This window comes from Phaeobacter sp. NW0010-22 (assembly GCF_040365955.1).
Taxonomy (GTDB): Bacteria; Pseudomonadota; Alphaproteobacteria; order Rhodobacterales; family Rhodobacteraceae; genus OMPR01.
The window spans coordinates 34,961-56,739 of sequence record NZ_BAABWT010000011.1; the positions used below are offsets into that span (position 1 = coordinate 34,961).

Annotated in this window: 23 protein-coding genes; 13 read left to right on the top strand and 10 right to left on the bottom strand. The window is 56.7% G+C overall.

The annotated features are described in order from the left end of the window. Positions 1-110: 110 nt before the first annotated feature. From pheT to ABWV33_RS20320, 3 genes are read left to right on the top strand one after another with little or no spacing between them, the layout of a single operon-like run. Complete coding sequence (pheT, locus tag ABWV33_RS20310; RefSeq protein WP_353333409.1) at positions 111-2,507, top strand: phenylalanine--tRNA ligase subunit beta; 2,397 nt, start codon at positions 111-113, stop codon at positions 2,505-2,507. A gap of 4 nt (positions 2,508-2,511) precedes the next feature. Further along, complete coding sequence (locus ABWV33_RS20315; protein WP_353333411.1) at positions 2,512-2,961, top strand: GNAT family N-acetyltransferase; 450 nt, start codon at positions 2,512-2,514, stop codon at positions 2,959-2,961. Positions 2,962-2,976: 15 nt separating this feature from the next. Then, positions 2,977-3,426, top strand: a complete 450-nt coding sequence (locus ABWV33_RS20320) for a YtoQ family protein (RefSeq protein ID WP_113825596.1) — start codon at positions 2,977-2,979, stop codon at positions 3,424-3,426. Here ABWV33_RS20320 and ABWV33_RS20325 read toward each other — a convergent pair. Beyond that, a complete protein-coding gene (locus ABWV33_RS20325) occupies positions 3,423-4,121 on the bottom strand; it encodes a glutathione S-transferase family protein (protein ID WP_353333413.1) in 699 nt (232 codons plus the stop codon). The genes ABWV33_RS20320 and ABWV33_RS20325 overlap by 4 nt on opposite strands. Positions 4,122-4,358: 237 nt before the next feature. Between ABWV33_RS20325 and ABWV33_RS20330 the strand changes: the two genes are divergently transcribed. Beyond that, positions 4,359-5,153: a mechanosensitive ion channel family protein gene (locus ABWV33_RS20330; RefSeq protein ID WP_502930928.1), complete on the top strand. Its 795-nt coding sequence runs from the start codon at positions 4,359-4,361 to the stop codon at positions 5,151-5,153. A gap of 205 nt (positions 5,154-5,358) precedes the next feature. Here ABWV33_RS20330 and ald read toward each other — a convergent pair whose 3' ends face one another. Next, positions 5,359-6,477, bottom strand: a complete 1,119-nt coding sequence (gene ald / locus ABWV33_RS20335) for an alanine dehydrogenase (protein ID WP_353333416.1) — start codon at positions 6,475-6,477, stop codon at positions 5,359-5,361. 138 nt (positions 6,478-6,615) lie between these two features. On the opposite strand from ald, the gene ABWV33_RS20340 reads away from it, so the two are divergent. Continuing rightward, entirely contained in the window at positions 6,616-7,074 is a 459-nt protein-coding gene (locus ABWV33_RS20340; protein WP_113825600.1) for an Lrp/AsnC family transcriptional regulator, read from the top strand. A gap of 316 nt (positions 7,075-7,390) precedes the next feature. Further along, positions 7,391-8,308 carry a polyphosphate kinase 2 gene (gene ppk2 / locus ABWV33_RS20345; protein WP_113825601.1) on the top strand — a complete coding sequence of 306 codons (918 nt, stop codon included), beginning with the start codon at positions 7,391-7,393 and terminating at the stop codon, positions 8,306-8,308. Here ppk2 and ABWV33_RS20350 read toward each other — a convergent pair. Then, the gene (locus tag ABWV33_RS20350; protein ID WP_353333418.1) at positions 8,302-8,817 is read right to left on the bottom strand and encodes a MarR family winged helix-turn-helix transcriptional regulator; all 516 of its coding nucleotides are present in this window, start codon (positions 8,815-8,817) and stop codon (positions 8,302-8,304) included. The genes ppk2 and ABWV33_RS20350 overlap by 7 nt on opposite strands. A gap of 105 nt (positions 8,818-8,922) precedes the next feature. Between ABWV33_RS20350 and ABWV33_RS20355 the strand changes: the two genes are divergently transcribed. After that, the gene (locus tag ABWV33_RS20355) at positions 8,923-10,083 is read left to right on the top strand and encodes a cytochrome P450 (RefSeq protein WP_353333420.1); all 1,161 of its coding nucleotides are present in this window, start codon (positions 8,923-8,925) and stop codon (positions 10,081-10,083) included. Here the strand turns inward: ABWV33_RS20355 and ABWV33_RS20360 are convergent. Next, positions 10,080-10,661 carry a TetR/AcrR family transcriptional regulator gene (locus tag ABWV33_RS20360; protein WP_353333422.1) on the bottom strand — a complete coding sequence of 194 codons (582 nt, stop codon included), beginning with the start codon at positions 10,659-10,661 and terminating at the stop codon, positions 10,080-10,082. The two genes, ABWV33_RS20355 and ABWV33_RS20360, sit on opposite strands and share 4 nt — an antisense overlap. Before the next feature lie 88 nt (positions 10,662-10,749). On the opposite strand from ABWV33_RS20360, the gene ABWV33_RS20365 reads away from it, so the two are divergent. Continuing rightward, positions 10,750-11,556 carry an amidohydrolase family protein gene (locus tag ABWV33_RS20365; RefSeq protein WP_353333424.1) on the top strand — a complete coding sequence of 269 codons (807 nt, stop codon included), beginning with the start codon at positions 10,750-10,752 and terminating at the stop codon, positions 11,554-11,556. Between the two features lie 64 nt (positions 11,557-11,620). Here ABWV33_RS20365 and ABWV33_RS20370 read toward each other — a convergent pair whose 3' ends face one another. Next, a complete protein-coding gene (locus tag ABWV33_RS20370; protein ID WP_353333426.1) occupies positions 11,621-12,520 on the bottom strand; it encodes a CAP domain-containing protein in 900 nt (299 codons plus the stop codon). A gap of 333 nt (positions 12,521-12,853) precedes the next feature. Then, a complete protein-coding gene (gene rpsU, locus ABWV33_RS20375) occupies positions 12,854-13,060 on the bottom strand; it encodes a 30S ribosomal protein S21 (protein WP_008207378.1) in 207 nt (68 codons plus the stop codon). Positions 13,061-13,172: 112 nt separating this feature from the next. On the opposite strand from rpsU, the gene ABWV33_RS20380 reads away from it, so the two are divergent. Further along, positions 13,173-13,862 (top strand): COQ9 family protein, encoded by a 690-nt coding sequence (locus ABWV33_RS20380; protein WP_353333428.1) that lies wholly within the window; start codon positions 13,173-13,175, stop codon positions 13,860-13,862. A 55-nt stretch (positions 13,863-13,917) separates the two neighbouring features. Beyond that, a complete protein-coding gene (locus ABWV33_RS20385; protein WP_353333430.1) occupies positions 13,918-14,904 on the top strand; it encodes an NAD(P)H-quinone oxidoreductase in 987 nt (328 codons plus the stop codon). Between the two features lie 67 nt (positions 14,905-14,971). Here ABWV33_RS20385 and ABWV33_RS20390 read toward each other — a convergent pair whose 3' ends face one another. The 3 genes from ABWV33_RS20390 to ABWV33_RS20400 all read right to left on the bottom strand — a co-directional run bounded on the left by ABWV33_RS20390 (position 14,972) and on the right by ABWV33_RS20400 (position 17,451). After that, entirely contained in the window at positions 14,972-15,829 is an 858-nt protein-coding gene (locus tag ABWV33_RS20390) for a DUF2189 domain-containing protein (protein ID WP_353333432.1), read from the bottom strand. Positions 15,830-15,977: 148 nt separating this feature from the next. Beyond that, positions 15,978-16,568, bottom strand: a complete 591-nt coding sequence (locus tag ABWV33_RS20395; RefSeq protein ID WP_353333434.1) for a GNAT family N-acetyltransferase — start codon at positions 16,566-16,568, stop codon at positions 15,978-15,980. Positions 16,569-16,731: 163 nt separating this feature from the next. Further along, entirely contained in the window at positions 16,732-17,451 is a 720-nt protein-coding gene (locus ABWV33_RS20400; protein ID WP_353333436.1) for a helix-turn-helix transcriptional regulator, read from the bottom strand. 86 nt (positions 17,452-17,537) lie between these two features. On the opposite strand from ABWV33_RS20400, the gene ABWV33_RS20405 reads away from it, so the two are divergent. Further along, positions 17,538-17,933, top strand: coding sequence for a RidA family protein (locus tag ABWV33_RS20405; protein ID WP_353333438.1), 396 nt, complete (start codon positions 17,538-17,540; stop codon positions 17,931-17,933). A gap of 90 nt (positions 17,934-18,023) precedes the next feature. On the opposite strand, the gene ABWV33_RS20410 is transcribed toward ABWV33_RS20405, so the two are convergent. Continuing rightward, on the bottom strand, positions 18,024-19,421 hold the full coding sequence (locus tag ABWV33_RS20410; RefSeq protein ID WP_113825612.1) for an aminotransferase family protein: 1,398 nt from the start codon (positions 19,419-19,421) through the stop codon (positions 18,024-18,026). A 413-nt stretch (positions 19,422-19,834) separates the two neighbouring features. Here ABWV33_RS20410 and ABWV33_RS20415 point away from each other — a divergent pair, with 413 nt between their 5' ends. Continuing rightward, positions 19,835-20,839: a taurine ABC transporter substrate-binding protein gene (locus ABWV33_RS20415; protein ID WP_353333440.1), complete on the top strand. Its 1,005-nt coding sequence runs from the start codon at positions 19,835-19,837 to the stop codon at positions 20,837-20,839. A 129-nt stretch (positions 20,840-20,968) separates the two neighbouring features. After that, positions 20,969-21,775 (top strand): taurine ABC transporter ATP-binding protein, encoded by an 807-nt coding sequence (locus ABWV33_RS20420; RefSeq protein ID WP_113825614.1) that lies wholly within the window; start codon positions 20,969-20,971, stop codon positions 21,773-21,775. The last annotated feature ends 4 nt before the right edge of the window (positions 21,776-21,779 follow it).

A 21,779-nucleotide genomic window follows, 5' to 3' on the forward strand; every position in this document is an offset into this window, starting at 1 on the left:
AGGACACAGAAGCCCGGTATTTCTACAGCAAAGGGTGAGCGCCCTTTCCTCGGCGCGCCTGATCCGCTAAAGCCTCCTTTGACCAAAGATCAAGCGGCGGACTTTACGCAATGAAATTCACCCTCTCCTGGCTGAAAGATCACCTCGACACTGATGCATCGGTGGATGAGATCGCCGAGACCCTGACCGATCTGGGCCTCGAAGTCGAAGAAATTTCGAACCCGGCTGACCGTCTCAAGGATTTTACCTTGGGCTATGTCAAGCATGCCGAGAAACACCCCGATGCGGACAAGCTGCGGGTGTGCAAGGTGGACACGGATGAAGGCGAAATGCAGATCATCTGTGGTGCGCCAAATGCCCGCGAAGGGATCACCGTCGTTGTGTGCAAGCCGGGCATGTATGTTCCTGGACTGGATATCACCATCGGTGTCGGCAAAATCCGGGGCGTCGAAAGCTATGGCATGATGGCGTCCGAGCGTGAGCTGGAGCTGTCCGAAGAACATGATGGGATCATCGAACTGCCGTCAGGTGAGGTCGGGGATCGGTTTGTGGACTGGCTGGTGGAAAATGACCCGGCCAAAGTCGACACCATGATTGACATCGCGATCACGCCAAATCGCCCTGACGCATTGGGTGTGCAGGGGATCGCGCGGGATCTGGCCGCCCGGGGTTTGGGGGTTCTCAAAGACCGGGATTACACCCCGGTGCAGGGTGAATTCGAAAGCCCAATCAAAGTGTCGATTGACGAAGATACGCTTGATGGCTGCCCACATTTCACGGGTCGTGTGATCCGGGGTGTTCGCAATGGTCCCAGCCCGCAGTGGCTGCAGGATCAGTTGATGGCGATTGGGCTGCGTCCGATTTCTGCGTTGGTGGATATCACCAACTACATGACCTATGATCACAACCGGCCTTTGCATGTGTTTGATGCGGACAAGGTGGCCGGAAATCTGCGGGTTCATCGCGCGACAGGGGGTGAAACCCTGACGGCGCTGGATGACAAAGAATACACTTTGCAGCCCGGCATGATGGTGATTTCGGATGACAGCGGTGCGGAGAGCATCGCGGGTATCATGGGTGGAACAGACACCGGCTGTACCGAGGAAACGGTCAACGTGTTCCTTGAAAGTGCATTCTGGGACAATGTTCAGATCGCGTTCGCCGGTCGTACGCTCAAGATCAATTCGGATGCACGCTATCGGTTTGAGCGGGGCGTAGATCCGCAATACACGCTTGAAGGGCTTGAGCAGGCCACTCAGATGATCTTGGATATTTGTGGCGGTGAAGCCTCTGCAGTTGTCGAGGCTGGCAAAGCGCCTGACCATGCCCGTGCGTTCAAGTTGGACGCCGAGCGGGTGCGGTCTCTGGTCGGGATGGATATCCCCGAAAGCGAGCAGCGTCAGACGCTGACACGCCTTGGCTTCCGTCTGGAAGGGAACATGGCGCATGTGCCCAGCTGGCGTCCTGATGTTATGGGTGAGGCCGATCTGGTTGAAGAGGTTGCGCGCATTGCATCCCTGACCAAGCTGGAAGGTAAACCGCTGCCGCGCTTGACAGATGGTATTCCAAAGCCAGTGATGACCCCGCAGCAGCGTCGTCATGTGTCTGCGCGTCGGACCTGTGCCGCGTTGGGTTATAATGAATGCGTCACGTATTCCTTCATTGATCAGACCAGCGCTGCTTTGTTCGGTGGTGGGGATGACGCGACAATGCTGGCAAACCCGATCAGTTCGGACATGTCACATATGCGCCCGGCTTTGCTGCCCGGATTGTTGCAGGCTGCGGCCCGGAATCAGGCGCGTGGCTATATGGATCTGGCTCTGTTCGAGGTTGGCCCTGCATTCCACGGTGGTGAGCCCGGTGAGCAGCATAACCTGATCTCGGGCCTGTTGGTTGGTCGGACTGGACCCAAGGATGTGCATGGTGCATCGCGGCCCGTTGATCTCTATGATGCCAAAGCTGATGCCGAGGCCGTTCTGGCGGCGATTGGTGCCCCTGCCAAAGTGCAGATCTTGCGCGGTGCGCAGGATTGGTGGCATCCGGGACGTCATGGCAAGATCTGCCTTGGCCCAAAAAAGGTGATGGGTGTCTTTGGTGAACTGCACCCCCGCGTGCTGAGCGCAATGGATATCAAAGGCCCGGCTATGGCCTTTACCATTTGGCCGGACGAGGTTCCTATGCCGCGTAAATCCGGGGCGTCGCGTGGCGCGCTTGAATTGCGTGACTTGCAAGCCGTTGAACGGGATTTCGCCTTTGTTGTCGATGCGAAGGTCGATGCGTTGACCTTGATCAATGCCGCTGTTGGGGCGGACAAAGCTTTGATCGAAAACGTGCGTGTTTTCGATGAATTCATTGGGGGCAGCCTTGGCGAAGACAAGAAATCGCTGGCCATCACCGTACGTCTGCAACCAACGGACAAAACGTTGAAAGAAAAAGACATCGAAGCCGTTAGCGCAAAGATCGTTGAAAAAGTCGCCAAAGCCACTGGCGGCGTTCTGCGCGGCTAATGTTATGAGTGTGATCCTCCGCCGTGCTGTTTTGGATGACGCGGCGGGGATCGTTCGCTGTATCGACGCGGCCTATGCCCCGTATCTGAGCGCAGGGTTGAAATTGCCTGCTGTTTCTGAGGGCGTCGGCGATGATATTCAGAACAATCTTGTTTGGGTTTTGGAATCGAGTCAGCGCATTGTTGGCTGTTTGATTGTTGTTGCTGCAGATGACATTTGGCATTTGGCCAATGTCGCGGTGCATCCAGGTTTCTCAGGGCTAGGTTTGGGCAAGCGTTTGATCGGGACCTGTGTGGACGCTGCAAAGCTTGCTGGCGCGCACCACATTCGACTTGCCACCCATGCTGCTATGCCCTCAAATGTGGCGCTTTACACCCGATTGGGGTGGGTCGTGACCCAGCAGGATGATATCCGGATACAAATGTCTCGTCCCATCAGCATCACGGATACGTAAGAGAGGAAAAGTGCAATGACACTCAAAGTATATCTGTCAGGAGAAATCCACTCAGACTGGCGTGAGCAGATCGTTGAAGGGGCCAAAGAGTTGGATGTGTCGTTCAACAGCCCGGTTACAGATCATGATGCGAGCGACGATTGCGGAGTGAACATCCTTGGGCAAGAGCCGAACAAATACTGGCATGACCACAAAGGGGCGATGGTCAATGCGATCCGCACCCGCAAAGGTTTGACCGATGCGGATGTCGTGGTTGTTCGATTTGGCGAAAAGTACAAGCAGTGGAACGCAGCTTTTGATGCGGGATATGCCGCAGCCTTGGGTAAATCAATTATCGTGCTGAATCCACCTGAGCATCAACATGCGCTGAAAGAGGTGCATGCCGCGGCACTGGCAGTCGCCGAAGAGCCGCGGCAGGTCGTGGAAATCTTGCGATACGTTTTGACTGGCGCGCTTCCGGGTTAATCGCGCGCTGGAATCGTCAGGCCACGTTGAACGGCAGGGCGTGCGAGAAAGCGATCAAGATATGCAATGACGTTGGGGTGGTTGTCCCACCCCAGCACATCTTGTGCACCATAGAAGTCGATACCGCGCAGCCAAGGGCCGATGGCAATATCGGCAATGGAGTATTCTCCGGCGATCCAGTCACGATCTGCCAGTTGCCCTTCAAGAACAGCGAGCAATCGCTTTGCTTCGCCAATGTAGCGATCACGCGGGCGGGGGTCTTCAATCTCAGCACCTGCGAATTTGTAGAAAAACCCGAGTTGGCCCAGCATGGGGCCCAATCCGCCCATTTGGAACATCAACCATTGGGTGATTTCGGTTTTTTCCCGTGCTGTTGTGCCGATCAACTGTCCGGATTTTTCGCCCAAATAGAGCAGAATAGCGCCACTTTCGAATATCCCGATGGGGGCTCCATCCGGTCCATTGGGGTCGATAATCGCGGGGATCTTATTGTTGGGGTTCAGGGATAGGAATTCGGGGCTTTTCACATCGACATCTGACAGAGTGACCTTGTGGGCCTCATAGGGCAGGCCGACTTCTTCCAGCATGATTGACGCCTTTACCCCATTTGGCGTGGGGAATGAGTACAGTTGGAGAACGCTGGGGTCGTTTGCGGGCCATCTGCGTGAAATCGGAAATTGTGATAAATCGGTCATTGCGCGTTCCTTTGATTGGGCTGAACTCAAGGTAAGGAATTGCTGATCAGTTCATAGGGGGGAGCCTGTGCGCGGTTTAAGCAGGGCCTGTGTTTTGATGAACAGTCCGGGGAACAGTCGCGACACTAAAACCTAGACCAAAGGGCGGATTTGCACGATGGTTTCGGCTAGGCAGATGCGCTGGCACAGCGCAGCTTACCATTCAGTGTGAAATAGGAGACGCGCGTGGACGAACTTATGATGGAGACTGGAGCAATGGCCCCGGTCTTGATGAACGCAATCAAAGCCTTGGTGGTATTGATTGTTGGTTGGATCGCTGCAGGCATGATTGGTGGATTGGTGCGGCGACGGATCAATGCCACCCCACAGATAGACCCGACGCTGGGGAACTTTTTGGCCAGCATGGTCAAATGGGTTGTCTTGGCGATTGTGTTGGTCGCGGTGTTGGGGATTTTCGGAATTCAAGCGACAAGCATCGTGGCAATTCTGGGTGCGGCATCGCTGGCGATTGGTTTGGCGTTACAAGGTACGCTGAGTGATCTGGCAGCTGGTGTCATGTTGGTTGTCTTCCGCCCGTATAAATTGGGACAATTTGTTGATATTGGCGGCACATCGGGCACGGTAAAGGATCTCAACCTGTTTACGACTGAACTGGTAACGCCAGACAATGTGCAGATTATTGTCCCCAACGGGCAGTCTTGGGGCTCGATCATCACCAACTATTCTGCGCATGAAACCCGTCGTGTCGATCTGGTTTTTGGTATTGACTATGGTGACAGCGCGGATGCTGCGATGGCCGTTATTCTGGAGATCGCTGCAGCAGATGAGCGGGTCCACAAAGACCCGGAACCCTGGGTGCGCGTCACTAATCTTGGTGACAGCTCTGTCGATCTCACCGCACGGCTCTGGTGTGCTGCCGCTGACTATTGGGATCTGAAGTTCGAAATGACCAAGGCGGTCAAAGAAGCCTTTGATGCAAAAGGTATTTCGATCCCCTATCCGCATTCGGTGGAAATCCACAAAGAAGGGTAAGCCTCCCGTCCAAAGAGAAAGCACCCAAGGTGCTCTTTCTTTCGTTGGGCCAAGCGCCGCGCGTTCCGCGCGGCGCTGTTGCGTTCTAGTAGCAACGTTTGCGAGATGCGGTGCCGCGCCGCGTGTCCCACGCGGCGCTATGCCCAACACTGATGCACATCCGCGTCGCGGGTGTGCGTTCTGGGGCGGGAGGGCCCTGCTGTAGCTATGCGTTTACGAGAGCTTCAGCTGAGACTGTGTCCAGGCCAAGCGCAACGCCAACGGCTTCGTAGGTCAATTGGCCGGCATGAACATTCAGACCAGCAAGCAAATGCGGGTCATCTTGGCAGGCCTTCTTCCACCCTTTGTCAGCCAAAGCCAACAGGAACGGCATGGTGGCATTGCCCAATGCGATGGTCGACGTGCGCGCAACGGCGCCAGGCATGTTGGCAACACAATAGTGCATGATACCATCTACGTCATAGATCGGGTCCTGATGTGTGGTGGCGTGCGAGGTTTCAAAGCAACCACCTTGGTCAATGGCTACATCAACGATTGCAGCGCCGGGCTTCATCGTGGAGAGCTGATCGCGGGTCACCAATTTAGGAGCTGCAGCGCCAGGGATGAGAACCGCGCCAATAACCATGTCCGCTTCGGTGACCAGTTCAGCTGTGTTGCCGGCACTTGCATAAGATGTTTTGAAAACACTGCCAAAAACATCATCCAAATAGCGCATGCGTGATAGAGAACGGTCCAAAACTGTGACGTCTGCGCCCATACCAGCCGCAACGCGGGCAGCGTGAGTCCCAACGACACCGCCGCCAATCACAGCGACTTTGGCTGGAGAAACACCGGGTACACCGCCCATCAGAACGCCGCGGCCACCGTTGGCTTTTTGCAAGGTCCAAGCACCGACTTGTGGTGCGAGGCGACCGGCGACTTCGGACATGGGGGCCAGTAGGGGCAGGCCGCCGTTGCGGTCGGTGACGGTTTCATAGGCGATGGCTGTACAGCCGGAGGCCAGCAGATCGTGGGTTTGATCAGGGTCGGGTGCCAGGTGCAAATAGGTGAACAACAGCTGGCCTTCGCGCAGCATTTTACGCTCGCCCGCCTGGGGTTCTTTGACCTTTACGATCATGTCGGCCGTTGCAAATACCTCGGCTGCGGTTGCGATGATTTGCGCACCTGCGTCCGTATAAGCGGTGTCGTCGAAGCCGGATCCTGACCCGGCGTTGGTTTCGATGATGACCTCATGCCCATGCGCGATCGCTTCGCGCGCTGCGTTGGGGGTCATGCCGACCCGGAATTCCTGGGGTTTGATTTCCTTGGGGCAACCGATTTTCATTGCGCGTCCTCCGTTCACAATCTGCCTAAATTATGAGCAGATGCTGGTCGCAATTAATGTGAAACCCCCCTCGCCATTCTGTACTTTATTGGGATAATATTCGAAGAAATTGAAAATTCTTGCAAAGGATGTGCGCCCATGGCGTTGGATGCAACGGATCGTCGGATATTGGCTGCCCTGCAAAAAACGGGTCGAATGTCCAATGCGGACCTGTCTGAAAAGGCGAATCTATCACCCTCGGCCTGCCATCGACGGGTTCAGCGATTAGAGGCGGATGGCTACATTCGCGACTATGTTGCGCTGCTGGATGCGCGCAAGATGGGGGTGCCAACAACGGTGTTTGTTGAGATCACACTGCAGGGGCAGGCGGACGAAGTTTTAGACGCTTTTGAACGTGCAGTGGCGCGGATTCCAGATGTTTTGGAATGCCATCTGATGGCGGGAACCGCGGACTATATTCTGAAGGTAGTCGCGGAAAACACCGAAGATTTCGCACGCATTCACCGGCAGCATTTGGCACGGTTGCCGGGGGTGGCGCAGATGCAGAGCTCGTTTGCATTGCGCACCGTTTTCAAAACCACCGCCCTGCCGGTCTAAGGCAAAAGTTAACGCCCCGGGTGAGACCCCCGAAGGATCGTGAAATCTGTTGATCAGGGTCAATGTTTTCAGAACGCTGGCGTGCGATGAAAAGGCGGTTGTGCTGGTGTCGTTTGCGTACCATCATACGTGGTCTCTGGGGCCGCACAGAATGGGTGCGTATTTGAGGTCCGAGGCAGAAATTGATCTGCCCTATCCGTCGTATTTCGGCGCTGGCTGACCGCCCAAAGCAGATGTCACCTCATTTCAGGCTGACATCAAACGTTTACACAGGCCCGGTAACGGGTAGACGCATTTGACGAGAAGGAACGCGCACTTGACCTATGACTCCGACGCACCGAGCAAAGATTGGCTGGAAGCCGAACTGGAAGACACGCTGGACGAGGATTTCGAGATTGAGTTCAGCGAGCCGATGTTGTCGATGGAGATCCGCAAGATCTATCGCGGGCAGCACCCCGAAATGTTGGATCGCAAGGTCTATTTCCGCAATTTGCTGCGGCTGCAGGCCGAGCTGATCAAGCTACAGGATTGGGTGCAGCACACCGGCCAAAAGGTCGTGATCCTGATGGAGGGGCGCGATTCAGCGGGCAAGGGTGGCGTGATCAAACGGATCACCCAGCGGCTCAATCCCCGGATTGCGCGTGTGGTTGCCCTGCCAGCACCATCGCGGCGGGAGCAGAGCCAGTGGTATTTTCAACGCTATGTGCCTTACCTTCCTGCGGGGGGGGAAATCGTTTTGTTTGATCGGTCTTGGTACAACCGCGCCGGAGTTGAGCGGGTGATGGGTTTTGCGACCGAGGATCAGGTTGAATCGTTTTTCCGAGATGTGCCGGAATTTGAGCGGATGCTGGTGCGCTCGGGCACGATCGTTTTGAAATACTGGTTCTCGATCACCGACGAAGAGCAGCAGTTGCGATTCCTGATGCGTATTCACGATCCGATGAAGCAGTGGAAGCTGTCACCGATGGATCTGGAGAGCCGCATTCGCTGGGAGCAGTACACCAAAGCCAAGGAAGAGATGTTTGCGCGCACCAACATCCCTGAGGCCCCGTGGTATATTGTTGAGGGCAACGACAAGAAACGCGAGCGGTTGAATTGCATCGAACACTTGTTGTCGCAAATCCCGTATGAGGACGTGCCCAGCGAGAAGGTTTCGTTGCCTGATCGGAATTATAACCCCGAATACGAGCGTCAGGTTCTGCCCGATGAGCTGTATGTGCCCAAGATCTATTGATCTGAGGCATTGAGCGTTTCCAGGTTTTCAAGGAAGCGGCGCAGGTAGCCGGTAAAGGCTTCGACCTCGGATGGGTCGAAGCCCGACAACAAGTGGCGTTGGCGCTCCAATGCCCGCTCAAGGATGCGGGCGTGCAGGTCATGACCGAAGGGTGTCAGCGTCCAATCCTTGCGCCGGTCATCTTTCAGCAGGGTTTCGGATGTGACCAGCCCGGCCTTTTTCATGCGTTGCAAGGCACGGCTGACGGCGGCCTTGTCTATGCCCATGGTTTGAGCCGCGTGCGAGACCGAGCTGCCGGGTTCGCGGGTCAGCATGACCAACACACGCCAGTCCATTACACCGATCCCGAACTTTTCCAGATAATCCTTGGTCGCGCTGCGGGTGAAGCGGTTGCCGGCAAAGGTCAGCAGAACCGTGGGCGTGCGAGTAAAGTCGAGCGTGGGTGCCGCGGGGCTGGTGGTGCTGTCGTTGGGATGGATCAGGAACAGGTCATCGGTGAGGTCGGTCATGGGGGGCCTCTGGCGCAGGTTTGGTACAGCGTAACTGCAGCGTGTTGACATGACAACACAGCCTGTGATTACGTGTTGTCATGTCAACACGTAAGGAGGCATGAAATGTCGGATGCCATGGTTTACGAGATCGACCCACAGGTGTTCTGGCGCGATCCCTACCCTGATCTCAAGCGGATGCGGGCGATGGCGCCGGTGGTGTTTGTGCCGCAATTGGGGGCGACCCTGATTGTGCGGCGGCAGGATATTTTTGAGCAGGAAAAGAAGACCGAGGTGTTTTCCTCGGACCAGCCCGGTGGGTTGATGACCGTGTTGATGGGGCAGAACATGATGCGCAAAGATGGCGCGGACCATCTGGCTGAGCGTAAGGCGATCTTTCCCACCGTGTCGCCGAAGACGGTGCAGCGGGTTTGGACGGACCAGTTTCGCGCCGCGACGGAGCAGGTGTTGGCGGGGCTCATTGGGCAGGGCCGTTGCGATCTGGTGCGGGACTATGCGTTGCCGGTGTCGGCTGAGGCATTGAAGGCGATGACGGGTTTGACGCAGATGTCGGCGGTAGAAATGGATCGGGTCAGTCAGGGTATGATTGATGGCTGTGCGAATTACGCAGGTGATCCTGAGGTCGAAGCCCGGTGCCATGATTGCACCGCGTCGATTGATCGTCACATTGATGAGATGATCCTGTTTGTGGATGCGGCGCCGGATCAGTCGTTGTTGTCGGTGCAGCGGCAGGAAGGCATGGAAGACGCGCAGGTGCGGGCAAATATTAAGCTGGCGATTTCGGGCGGGCAGAATGAGCCGCGAGACGCGATAGCCGGAACGGTCTGGGCCTTGTTGCAAAATCCGGATCAATTGGAGTTAGTGCGGGCCGGGCAGGCAACGTGGCGGCAAGCGTTTGAGGAATACGCGCGGTGGATGTCTCCGATTGGGATGTCACCGCGACGGGTGGCGCAACAGTATGAGTTGCACGGCGTTACGTTGAAACCTGAGGAGCGGGTGTTTCTGATGTTCGGGTCGGGCAATCGGGATGAAGCGGTGTTTGCGAACCCCGATGCCTTTGATTTGATGCAAGACAGTTCGGCGGCGATTTCCTTTGGCGCTGGGCCGCATTTCTGTGCGGGGGCGTGGGCGGCCAAGGCGTTGATCGGGGATGTGGCGTTGCCGCTGTTGTTTGAGCGGTTTCCTGATTTGCGGCTGGATGGCGCGGCTGAATTTGGCGGTTGGGCGTTCCGGGGTCCGTTGCAGATGCCGGTGCGTTGGGGTTAATTCGCTGGATTGAGGAGCAACACGCGCTGGGCGCATGTGATCAGCGCCGGGGCGGCGGCGCGGGGGTCCTCAGTGCTGCGCCCAGAGAGCCATGCGCGGCAATAGATTTGTGCGGGGCCGATAAGTTGAGCGAAAAACATAGGGCTGGGCATGGGGTGCAGGTGACCCGCCGCGATTAGGGGCGCGCGCCATGTTTCGATGTGCTGGGCCAGTTTGGCGTTTTCGACCACTTGCGCGTCCCGGATGGTGCTGAGCCATTCGGAGCGCGCGTGTTCAAACAGGAACCGTCCTTGGGGGCCTGAGGTTGCGACCCATTCCAGATGTGCAGTGACCAGGGTGGCGATGCCGTCAGCAGCCGTATCGGGCAGGCGGTGCAGCAGGGCGGCGTGATAACTGTACAGGCTAGTCAGGAATAGATCGGCACAGAGGGCATCGCGGTTTTTATAGGCGTGAAAGAAGCTGCCGTTTGATACCCCCGCCTGAGTTCTGATTTGCGCCACCGACGTGCTGCTGACCCCGTTTTCATCAAATAACGTCAGGGCAGTCTGTCTGATGAGGTCCTTGGTGGTCGCGGTCATGGCTAGGCGTCCTGATGTTTTGAATCTAGAGTAATGCTCTAGAGTTAATCTCTAGAGTGTTTTATGCCATCAGGAGCCCGCCGTTACCATGATTATTGATGCTTGGGGTCAACACCCCACTTTGCGCCATGCCCAAGACCCGATGTTTGACTCGTTGCGCCGTTGGACCAAAACACCGGCCCCGACCGAAGATTTGCCTGTATCGACCACGGTGGCGTTGATGGATCAGGCAGGCGTGGACAAGATGCTGATCAGCGCGTGGGAAGCGCCGCGCAATTCGATGATCTCAAATGCTGAGGTTGAGGGCTTTGTCGCCGAGGCGCCGGATCGGTTTGTCGGGGTAGGGTCCGTAGACATATCCAAACCGATGGAGGCGGTGCGCGAGGTGCGGCGGTGTGTTCAAGACCGCGGTTTCAAAGCAATCCGGGTGTTGCCTTGGTTGTGGGAGGTGCCGCCGACGGATCGCCGGTTCTATCCGGTGTTTACCGCTTGTGTTGAGGAAGGCGTGCCGTTTTGCACCCAGATCGGCCATACCGGTCCATTGATGCCATCCGAGGTAGGGCGGCCCCTGTATCTGGATCAAGTGGCGTTGGATTTCCCCGAACTGGTGATTGTGGGCGGGCATATTGGCTATCCGTGGACCGAAGAGGCGGTGGCCGTCGCGACCAAACACGAGAACGTCCATATCGATACCTCGGCTTATACGGCGGGGCGGTATCCGCCAGAGTTGGTCCGGTTCATGAAGGGGCACGGCGCGGCCAAGGTGCTGTTTGGCACCAACTATCCAATGATGCCGCCTGCACAGGCGCTGAAGGGGTTGGATAAGTTGGAGTTGGCCGAGGACAAACAAGCGCTGTTTCTTGGCGGCAATGCGCAGCGGGTGTTTGGGCTGTAGCAATCGGGAGAGAGGCCAAGCGCGAGGGCGCGCTTGGCTGATGGTGTGTGAGTGGAGTTGCGGCTTAGAAACAGAAGGCTTCGAACGTGGTGTCTTGGAGCGGTTGGCAGATGAACATGCCGTCCATTGCTGCGGTGTCGACCCATTCTGTTGGGGTCGTGGGGGCGGTGTCCTGTGGCCCACGAGCATTCTGGAAGAAGACGGCAAAATCAGTAGGGGATGACCAAGGATTGGTGTTTTGATCTGTTGAGACGGTGCTGGTCCATTCAAAGGTGAATTGTTCGTCCTCCCAACAGGTAAAGAGGTCTTGAATATTAGGGCCTGTCGTTGGCGGCTCTTCTGGTGTTGGATCTGGCTCTGGTGTTGCTGTGTTATCGGCCGGCTGCGGGGCGACGACAGGTGTGACGGCAGGTGTTTCAGGGCGCGTGGTATCGGGCGTTTCCGGCGGGGTGGAGTTGTCGCTGGTTTCGGGCAGTTCTGTTGGGGCGGTTGGCGGTGTCGCGCCTTGATCCAATTGCAGGGGCGCGCTGGTGCGGGCAAAGTTTTGCGTGACCATCACCGCCTCGTACCCTTGGTAATCGCCGGTTTCGATGCCGATCCCAATCACGGTGACATCGGGGTTGAGAATGTTGGCCCGGTGGCCGGGGCTGTCCATCAACCCGTTGTGCAGGTCGATTACATCATCCTCAAGACCCGGCGCGCCGCGTTCGCTTTGCCATGCGATGTTTTCGGCCCAAGTTGCATTGCCCGAAAACTCAAACTGAGCTTGCTCTATCCGCTCGCCGGGGTTTGATCCGTTTTCACCGGTGTGAGAGAACACATCCTGTTGCAGCATCCATTGGCTGTGATCCTCGGACGCGTCGTTCAATCGCAATTCCAATTGGACCGGTTCAAGACCCCGTGATGTGCGTTCATTGTTAATTAATTCAAGCATTTGCTGTTCGAGTGCGCTGGCTTGTGACATGTGCGTCTCCTGTAGGATGAGCGGTTGGAAAAATCCGTTCGTTCGGCATAGAGGGGGCGGGGGGACAACGAGAATAGCGCGTAAGTTTAGGTGTGTATTCGGGCAGGCCGTCGCCTGTTGGTTGCGTTTGCGTAAGCGGGAATCAGTACCGGAAAACGGCGAACCTGCCACGTGGCTGGAAAGAGCCGAGCGGCATTGGGCAAATCAGCAAGATCTGTCCGGGTGGCGATGTCAGGACGGGGAGTTGGGAATCGGGACACCCCAGAAACGACAAACCCCCGCGGCTGGGCCTCGGGGGTCGTCAAATAGCGTCTGAAAACAGCTACGGTTTGCTTAGAGCATACCTTCGCGCTGTGCTTTCTTACGTGCGAGCTTACGGGCACGACGGATCGCTTCAGCTTTCTCACGCGCTTTTTTCTCGGACGGCTTCTCGAAATGTTGCTTGAGCTTCATTTCGCGGAACACGCCTTCGCGCTGCAGCTTTTTCTTCAGGGCACGGAGCGCCTGATCGACATTGTTGTCACGAACACTAACCTGCATGTGGTTTTCACCACCTTTCTAGATAGAGTTGCAAGGATTTGCAGGAAGTGGCCATATAGCAAAGCGTCTGGAACTTGTCTAGTACAGGACAGAGCAGTCGGGAGTAGAGAAAATGACCCAAGGATTCATGGATGCAAAGGCGCAGCTGGTCGAGGCGGCGTGTCTGCATGTGCCCTTTGATGGCTGGTCTGAGGCGACGTTTGACGCGGCAGTGGCTGATTCTGGGCTCGACCCGGTGATGGCGCGTGCGATCTGTCCGCGCGGTGGGGTGGATCTGGCGTTGGCTTATCATCTGGCGGGGGATCAAAAGATGTTGGGCCGGTTGGCGGATACGGATCTGAGCGCACTGCGCTATAGCGAGCGAATCGCGGCGGCGGTGCGGTTCCGGCTGGAGACGATTGAGGACAAAGAACTGGTGCGGCGGGGCACGACTCTGTTTGCGTTGCCAACCTATGCGGCGGATGGGGCCAAAGCGATCTGGGGCACGTGCGATGCCATCTGGGAGGCGCTAGGCGATACGTCGCGAGACGGCAATTGGTATTCCAAGCGGGCGACCTTGGCCGGGGTGTATTCCTCAACCGTGCTGTATTGGTTGGGCGATGACAGCCCGGATCATGCGGCGACGTGGGAGTTTCTGGACCGGCGTATTGAAAACGTGATGGCGTTTGAGAAGTTCAAAGCGCAGGCGCGTGAGAACCCTTTGCTGAAGCCGTTGATGGCTGGGCCTGCGTTCCTGATGGAGCGGCTCAAGGCACCCGAGCGGCGGTCTGATATGCCGGGGTCGTTTGGCGCACGGCGCTAAAGTTTAAGTTATTTTTGCAAGGCCGCTGGGCGGCTGAATGGTCTGGAGAACCCTGATGAGTGAAAAGATGCGCGCTGTTGAGATCAGCGAGCCGGGCGGCCCTGAGGTTTTGCGTCTGTGTGAGCGCCCTGTTCCACAGGCGGGACATGGTCAGGTTGTGCTGAAGGTGGCCTATGCCGGGGTGAATCGTCCGGATGCGTTACAGCGTGCCGGGGCCTATGATCCGCCCCCCGGTGCCAGCGATCTGCCGGGGTTGGAATGCTCGGGCGAGGTTGTGGCGATTGGCGCGGGTGTCGATAATCTGGTCGTGGGCGACAGGGTCTGCGCTTTGTTGCCGGGTGGGGGATATGCGGATTACGTGATGACCCCTGCGGCGCATTGCTTGCCGGTGCCTGCGGGCATTGGGATGAAAGAAGCGGCCTGCTTGCCAGAGACGTTCTTTACGGTCTGGTCGAATGTGTTCACGCGCGGTGGGTTGAAAGCGGGCGAGCGGTTCCTGGTCCATGGAGGATCTAGTGGGATCGGGACGACAGCGATTCAACTTGCGCATGCTTTTGGGGCGCGGGTATTTGTGACCGCTGGGTCGGATGAAAAATGCCAGGCCTGTCTGGGCTTGGGGGCTGAGCGCGCGATCAACTACCGGGACGAGGATTTCGTTAAGGTGATGAAGGGCGAAGGCGGGGCCGATCTTATCCTGGATATGGTGGGTGGGGATTACATTCCGCGCAACATCAAGACCCTGAATTTGGATGGTCGGCTGGTGCAAATCGCGTTCCTGCAGGGGCCGGTGGTCGAGGTGAACTTTGCCATGATGATGGTCAAGCGGTTAACCCTGACGGGCAGCACGCTGCGTCCGCAGAGTGATCTGGCGAAAGCGGCGATTGCGCAGGACTTGCTTGAGGCGGTCTGGCCCTTGGTTGAAGCGGGCAAGGTTACGCCAGTGATGGACAGTGAATTTGATCTGTCTGAGGCGGCAGCGGCGCACGCGCGGATGGAACGCTCGGCCCATATTGGCAAGATCGTGATGAAGGTGAACGGCTAATTCAGATCGCAGGCGCGCGCCGACCCATACAGGGCCGACGCGCGCGGACGTGGCAAGAGCCAAAGGGTTACGCGATCGCGCGACGGTAGAGGTGCCAAGTTGCGTGACCAAGCACCGGCATCACAACGATGAGACCGAGCAGCATGGGAATGGCCCCGAGAACAAGCAGTCCGGCGACCATGGCCCCCCATGTCAAAATGACCATCGGGTTGTGACGCAGAACGCGGATCGATGTGACCACTGCGACGGGCACACCGACCTGTCTATCCAATAGAAGTGGGAAGCTGATCACGCTGATGGCCAGTGCGATCAGGGCAAACAGCCCGCCCACAGCCGTGCCGACAATGATCATTGTCCAGCCTTCAGGGGTGGTCAGAGTTTGGGTGACGAAGCTGCTGAATGACGCTGGCGTTTCGGGCCCAAGGGTCTGCATGAACAGATTGTGCGCGGTCATCATCCACACAAGGAACAGCGCTGTCAGATAGAACCCAAGGGCGAGGATCGCGCCGTACGATGGCGCGCGGAAGACGCCGAAAGCGTGCAGCCAGTGGACGTCTTGTCCTTGTTCGAGGCGGCGGCTGATCTCATATAGCCCCACCGCGGCAACTGGGCCAATGAGGGCAAAGCCCATCATCAGAGGGGCCAGCAAGGGGGCCATCTCCATCCGGCTGCCAAGGCTGAACAGGACAAGGCCAGCGATGGGGTAGATCAAGGCGATAAAGATCGCATCGGCGCGCGAGGCCAGAAAGTCCTGATACCCGGCGCGCAGGGCGGCGAACAGGTCATCGATCGTGAGCGTTTGAATGTGTGGAAGCTCTCGGACGGTGTCGCTGCCCAGATGCGTGACGGACTCGCTGATGTGGTCGCTGGAGGCCTCGATATTCTGGGCGACCCAGCTGAGCGGATTTCCGATCGTTTTTGCCATGTCTTTCCCCTTCGCTGACGGCTGTGTGCGTCGCAGGTCGGGGTCCGGCGAGGGGGTGTGCGGCCAGACCGGCCTGCAACACATGTATAAGTATAGCACAAAATGTCGGTTTTCGGGATCACAGCTTTGCGATGACCCCGAATAGGGCTTAGTCCCGTGGCTTTTCCAGTTGCCATTGCAGGTTGGCCTGCACGGTTGGCCATTCGCTGGCAATGATGGAATAGACGGCTGTATCGCGAATGGTGCCATTGCCCATGATCATGTGCGATCGCAGGACACCATCGAGTTTTGCACCCAGCCGTTCAATAGCCCTACGGCTTTGGTGGTTGATGAAATGGGTGCGGAATTCAACAGAAATCGCATCTAGAGTTTCAAAGGCATGGCGTAGCAACAGCAGTTTGCATTCGGTGTTGAGGGGCGTGCGTTGTGCTGATTTCCCGTACCAAGTGGAGCCAATCTCCAACCGGCGGTTGGCGTGGTCTATGTTCATATATGTGGTCATACCAACCGGGCGCCCGGAGGCGTCGCAAGCGGTAAAGGGAATCATGCTGCCGGTTTCTTGCAGTGACAGGCGCCGATCGATTTCGGCTTCGACCTGATCAGGGGCTGGGATGCTTGTGTACCAGAGGCGGTGCAAGTCACCGCTGGCAGAGGCCGCGCTCAAGCCATCAGCATGATTGTGCGAGAGGGGCAAGAGAGAGCAATGTTGCCCAGACAGGGAAACGGGAGTGGCCCACATTGGTTGGTCCTTTCGGTTTGATGTTTTACCCGGTTATCGGCGAGAACTTGAACCTCATAAAGGTCCGGTTTTTATCTTTTTGAACAGTCCAATCTGACCGCACCGTCCGCTGTAAGAGGCATTCAAACAGTGCGGTTCAATGATTGAGGGGCTTAGCCTTTGATTATTTAAGTCTTTCACGAAACGGGCAGACATCTTTTTGGAAGGGAACATATCTGCGTCGGAATGAGGTGCCTTCGACCATTTCAGGGAGGCTGACCCGATCCATTCGAAAGTGTCGAAAATCATCGCGTGCTGGATCCCAGGCAACCAGATACCAAAGGGGGGACAGGATCAGCATGGCCTGAGGTTCGATCTGACGGCTAGTTTGTGCGCCTTTCGCGTCGCGGTATTGAAACCGCAGGTGGTGCTGTTGCAAGAATGCGGTTTCGAATGCAGGCAGGAGGGCCGGATCAATCGGTCCGAGATCTGAAATGTCCTGATGTGGTGAGAGTTGCCCAATGTGCAGGCAATCAAGGAAGCGGCGCAGGTCGCGTACTTTGTCTGAGGGCAACGCCTTTTCAATCTTGGCCAGCCCGGCGTCAGCGAGATCAGAAAAGGGGAGGTTCTGGGCTGCGCGCATGGCGGACACGCTGATCAGAAGGGCAAACACCTCGGCCACGGACAAGCGTGCCGTGGTTTGGACCGATTGGGGATCAAGATGCAGGCCGCCGCCGCGTCCGCTTTCTGAGTGGATCACGAACCCCTGATCACGTAGAGCGCTGATATCGCGCAGGATTGTGCGTCTGGATACGCCGACCTCTTGGGCGAGTTCATCAATTGTGGACGTTCCATTGCGGCGCAGGGTGCGTGCGATGGCATCATGACGGAGACGAATATTCATCTGTTCAGCGTAGCATATACGGTGCCAAATTTTGGCACCTTTTTAAGTTAAGCGGTCTGTAGCTATCTCAACAAGGAGGCGAGACAATGCAACGTACAGCCGTAAACCCATGGGATTGGTCCCAGAAACTTGGCTATAATCAGGCTGAAATCATCGAAGGGGCGACGCGGCAATTGATCTGTGCGGGTCAAACCGCGGTTGATGGGAAAGGGCTTCCGCAGCATCCCGGTGATATGCGCGCCCAGATCTGCCTTGCCCTTGATAATCTGGAGGCTGTGCTGGCTGGCGCGGACATGACACTGCGCAATGTTATCCGGCTTGGGATCTTTGTGACCGATGTGGATGAGGCGCTGAAACACTTTGAAGTGCTTGGAGTGCGGTTCGGGCCGTTTCAAGCAGCGCCTCCAATGACTTTGCTGGGTGTGGACCGATTGGCGATTCCCGGGTTGTTGTTCGAAATCGAAGCCACCGCAGCGATGTGATTTAGAACAAAAAAGACCGGCGCGGTGGGCGCGCCGGTCTTGAGTATACACCCACCTTGCCGGGGAGAGGCAGAGGGTGGGCGTAATCGGTTAGCCGAACACGCGACCCAGCGCACCATCAACAGCATCGGTGATCTGGTCGATGTCGTCTGCGGTGGCGATCAGAGCAGGTGAGAAACACAGGGTGTTGTTCTTGCCCGGAATCGACCGGTTGGTCACACCAATAATGACGCCCTGGTTCATACAGTCGGCAACAACCGCCTGCGCCAGTTTTTCGTCAACGGGTTCTTTGGTGGACCGGTCTGCGACCAGTTCGGCACCGAGGAACAAGCCTTTGCCGCGCACATCGCCGACAACTTTGTGCTTTTCCATCAGCGCGTGGAGGTTGCCCATCATGTGCTCGCCCATGGCGTTACAGTTATCAAGCAGGTTTTCGTCCTGAATGATGCGCATGTTCTCGATCGCAGCAGCGGGACCTGCGGTGCAACCACCAAAGGTCGAGATGTCGCGGAAGTAGTTCAGCGGGTCATCGGTATTGTCTTTGAACAGGTCAAAGACTGCATCGGTGGTGACCATGCAGGCAATCGCGGCATACCCAGAGGCTACACCTTTGGCCATGGTCACGAAATCCGGCTTGATGCCGTACTGCTGATAGCCAAACCAAGTGCCGGTGCGGCCAACGCCACAAACAACTTCGTCGATGTGAAGCAGGACGTCGTACTTTTTACAGATTTCCTGAACACGTTCCCAATAGCCGGTGGGGGCTTCGATCACACCACCGCCTGCGGTGACCGGTTCGAGGCACAGCGCGCCAACGGTTTCCGGACCTTCGCGCAGAATCACCTCTTCGATGGCGTCTGCAGCAGCGTGACCAAAGGCTTCGCCGGACAGATCTTCGTGACCCAGCTCGTGTTTGCGGTATTCCATGCAGTGCGGAACGCGGATGAATCCGGGCGCAAAGGGACCGTATTGTGCGTTACGCTCGTCCTGACCACCGGCTGACATGGTTGCCAGAGTCGAGCCGTGATAATCGCGATCCCGATATAGGATCTTGGTTTTCTTGCCGCCATAGCGCTTGTGCGCGATCTGACGAACCAGTTTGAACACCTTCTCGTTCGCCTCGGACCCAGAGTTTGTGTAATAGACGCGGTTCATGCCCGGCATCTTGTCGATCAGCATTTCCGCAAAGATCGAGCCGGGGATCGAGCCCGCCGATTGAGCGAAATAGTTCATTTTAATCAGCTGGTTATAGACCGCCTTGGCGATTGATTCGCGGCCGTAGCCAACGTTAACGGTCCAGACACCGCCGGACACAGCATCCAGGTGCTCTTTGCCCTTTTGGTCCCAGACGCGCATGCCTTTGCCTTCGACGATGATGCGGGGATCATTGGCTTCAAGGGGCTTATGCTGCAACAGGTGGTGCCAGATATGGGCGCGGTCTGCTTCGACTACGCGTGAGATATCATTTTCATTGAACGTGCCGTCCATGACAGGTCCTTTCTGGTTGGAATGGGGCGCTTTGGCTCGGATTGCACATACCTCAACCTGAACCTGCTTCTAATGTCCAGAAGGGCTGAAAAATAGTGCACTCGGATAGGGCCAGTTATGGATCGACATATAGCCAGAGATAATCTGAGCAAATTCTGCGACGGGTCCTTTGAAGCATTATTTGCCTGAAAAACCTCGGAAAAGTAATGTTTGGGTTTTTGAAAGATTCAGTTCACCATCTTCAAGTTTTGGCGAAAGTGAAGAAAAACCGTTGATTGATAAGGGAATATCGGCTCGGATCAGAGTCGGGCGCTGACTCCTCACGGCGGCGCTTGCGAAAATCATACCAGAGGCGGACGACCGCCCAATACATCCGATCCGCTGAAAACCGGCGGGCAACAGGGAGACTACGAATGACAATTAAATCAAAGCTGATGGGTGCCGTCGCTGGCGTGGCCATGATCGCGGGCGCTGCGCCGGCAATGGCTGCGGATGGCGAAATCACCGTTGCCTATTTCCTCGAATGGCCGATGCCATTTGAATACGCAAAGGTAAAAGGCACCTATGACAAGGAAATGGGCGTCAAGGTGAACTGGGTCAGCTTTGACACCGGCACAGCCATGAGCGCGGCGATGGCGTCGGGCGATGTTCAGATTTCCGTCAGTCAGGGCATTCCACCGTTTGTTGTTGCGGCAAGTGCCGGACAGGACATTCAAGTGGTTGATGTCGCTGTGAGCTATTCCGAGAACGACAACTGCGTTGTTAGCAGCGCGCTGGAAATCGACAAAGAATCAGCCGGTGAACTGGCGGGTAAAAAGGTCGCTGTTCCGCTGGGTACAGCGGCGCATTACGGTTTCCTGGGTCAGATGGCGCATTTCGGTGTAGATCTGGGTAGCCTGGAAATCGTTGACATGGCACCAGCCGAAAGTGCCGCGGCATTGGCGCAGGGCTCCATCGATATGGCCTGTGGTTGGGGTGGCGCACTGCGTCGCATGAAAGAGCACGGCAACATCCTGTTGACTGGCGCAGAAAAAGAAGAGCTGGGTCTGCTGGTGTTTGATGCCACAACGGCCCCTGCTGCGTTTGTCGCTGAAGAAGGCGAATTGCTGGCGAAATTCCTGAAAGTCACCGCAGACGCAAATGCGATGTGGAACAGTGGCGACCACATGGACGAAATGCTGCCGGTTATTGCCAAAGACGCTGGTATGGATCTGGAAGATGCCAAAGCCACGATCGCGACCTTTGGGTTCCCAAGCATTGATGAACAGCTGTCGGCCAAATGGCTCGGCGGTGGCACGCAGGGCTTCATGAAAGGTGTTGCGGATGTGTTCGTCGAAGCGGGCAGCATCGATTCTGCACTGGACAGCTATGAAAATGCGGTAAGCACCGCGCCGCTCATGGCCGCCAAAGGTATGTAATCCAGGACTTAAACGCAGCGGCGGGCAGATGAAACTGCCCGCCACATAACCTGTTTTCCGGCCCCGAAATGGGGCTGTTTTTGCCGATAGAGGCCAAACGAAAAGCAGGACCTATCTGGAAGGGGAATCATGTCCGGATTATCTATCGAGAGCATCTCTATGCGCTTTGACCTGCCAAATGGTGGATCAGTTCAAGCGTTGAAAGATGTTTCACTGCACCTGAAAGAAGGTGAGCTGTTGAGCGTGCTGGGGCCTTCGGGCTGTGGGAAAACCACGCTTTTGAATATTTTGGCAGGCTTTTTAGCCCCCACCGAGGGGCAGATCGTGATGAACGGACATACGGTTCAGGGCCCGGATGCGGAACGCGGAATGGTGTTCCAGCAGGGCGCGTTGTTCGAATGGATGAGTGTGCGCGACAACGTTGGCTTTGGCCCCAAGATGAAGGGTATGCCAAACGCGGAAAAAGCCGAAATCGTCGACCATCTGTTGGATGTTGTCGGCTTGCAGGACTTTAAGGAAAAGGCGGTTTATGAGCTGTCTGGCGGGATGCAGCAGCGTGTTGCGCTGGCGCGGTGTCTGGCCAATGACCCGGACGTCATCTTGATGGATGAGCCGTTGGGGGCCTTGGACGCGCTGACCCGTGAAAAGATGCAATCTCTGGTGCTGAAGCTGTGGAAAGAGACGGGTAAGACCATCATCTTGATCACACACTCGGTCGAAGAAGCATTGTTGTTGGGCGAACGCCTGATCGTTATGGCGCCCCGTCCGGGCCGCATTCACAAAGAATACCGACTGCCGTTCGCGGACATGGGCGTTGGCGCAGATCTGCGTGAGGTCAAGAAACACCCTGATTATGCTCCGACCCGTGAAGAGATCCTGAACATGATCTGGAACATGGAAGAAGAGATCATGGGCCGCACGGAGGACGCATCATGACCAG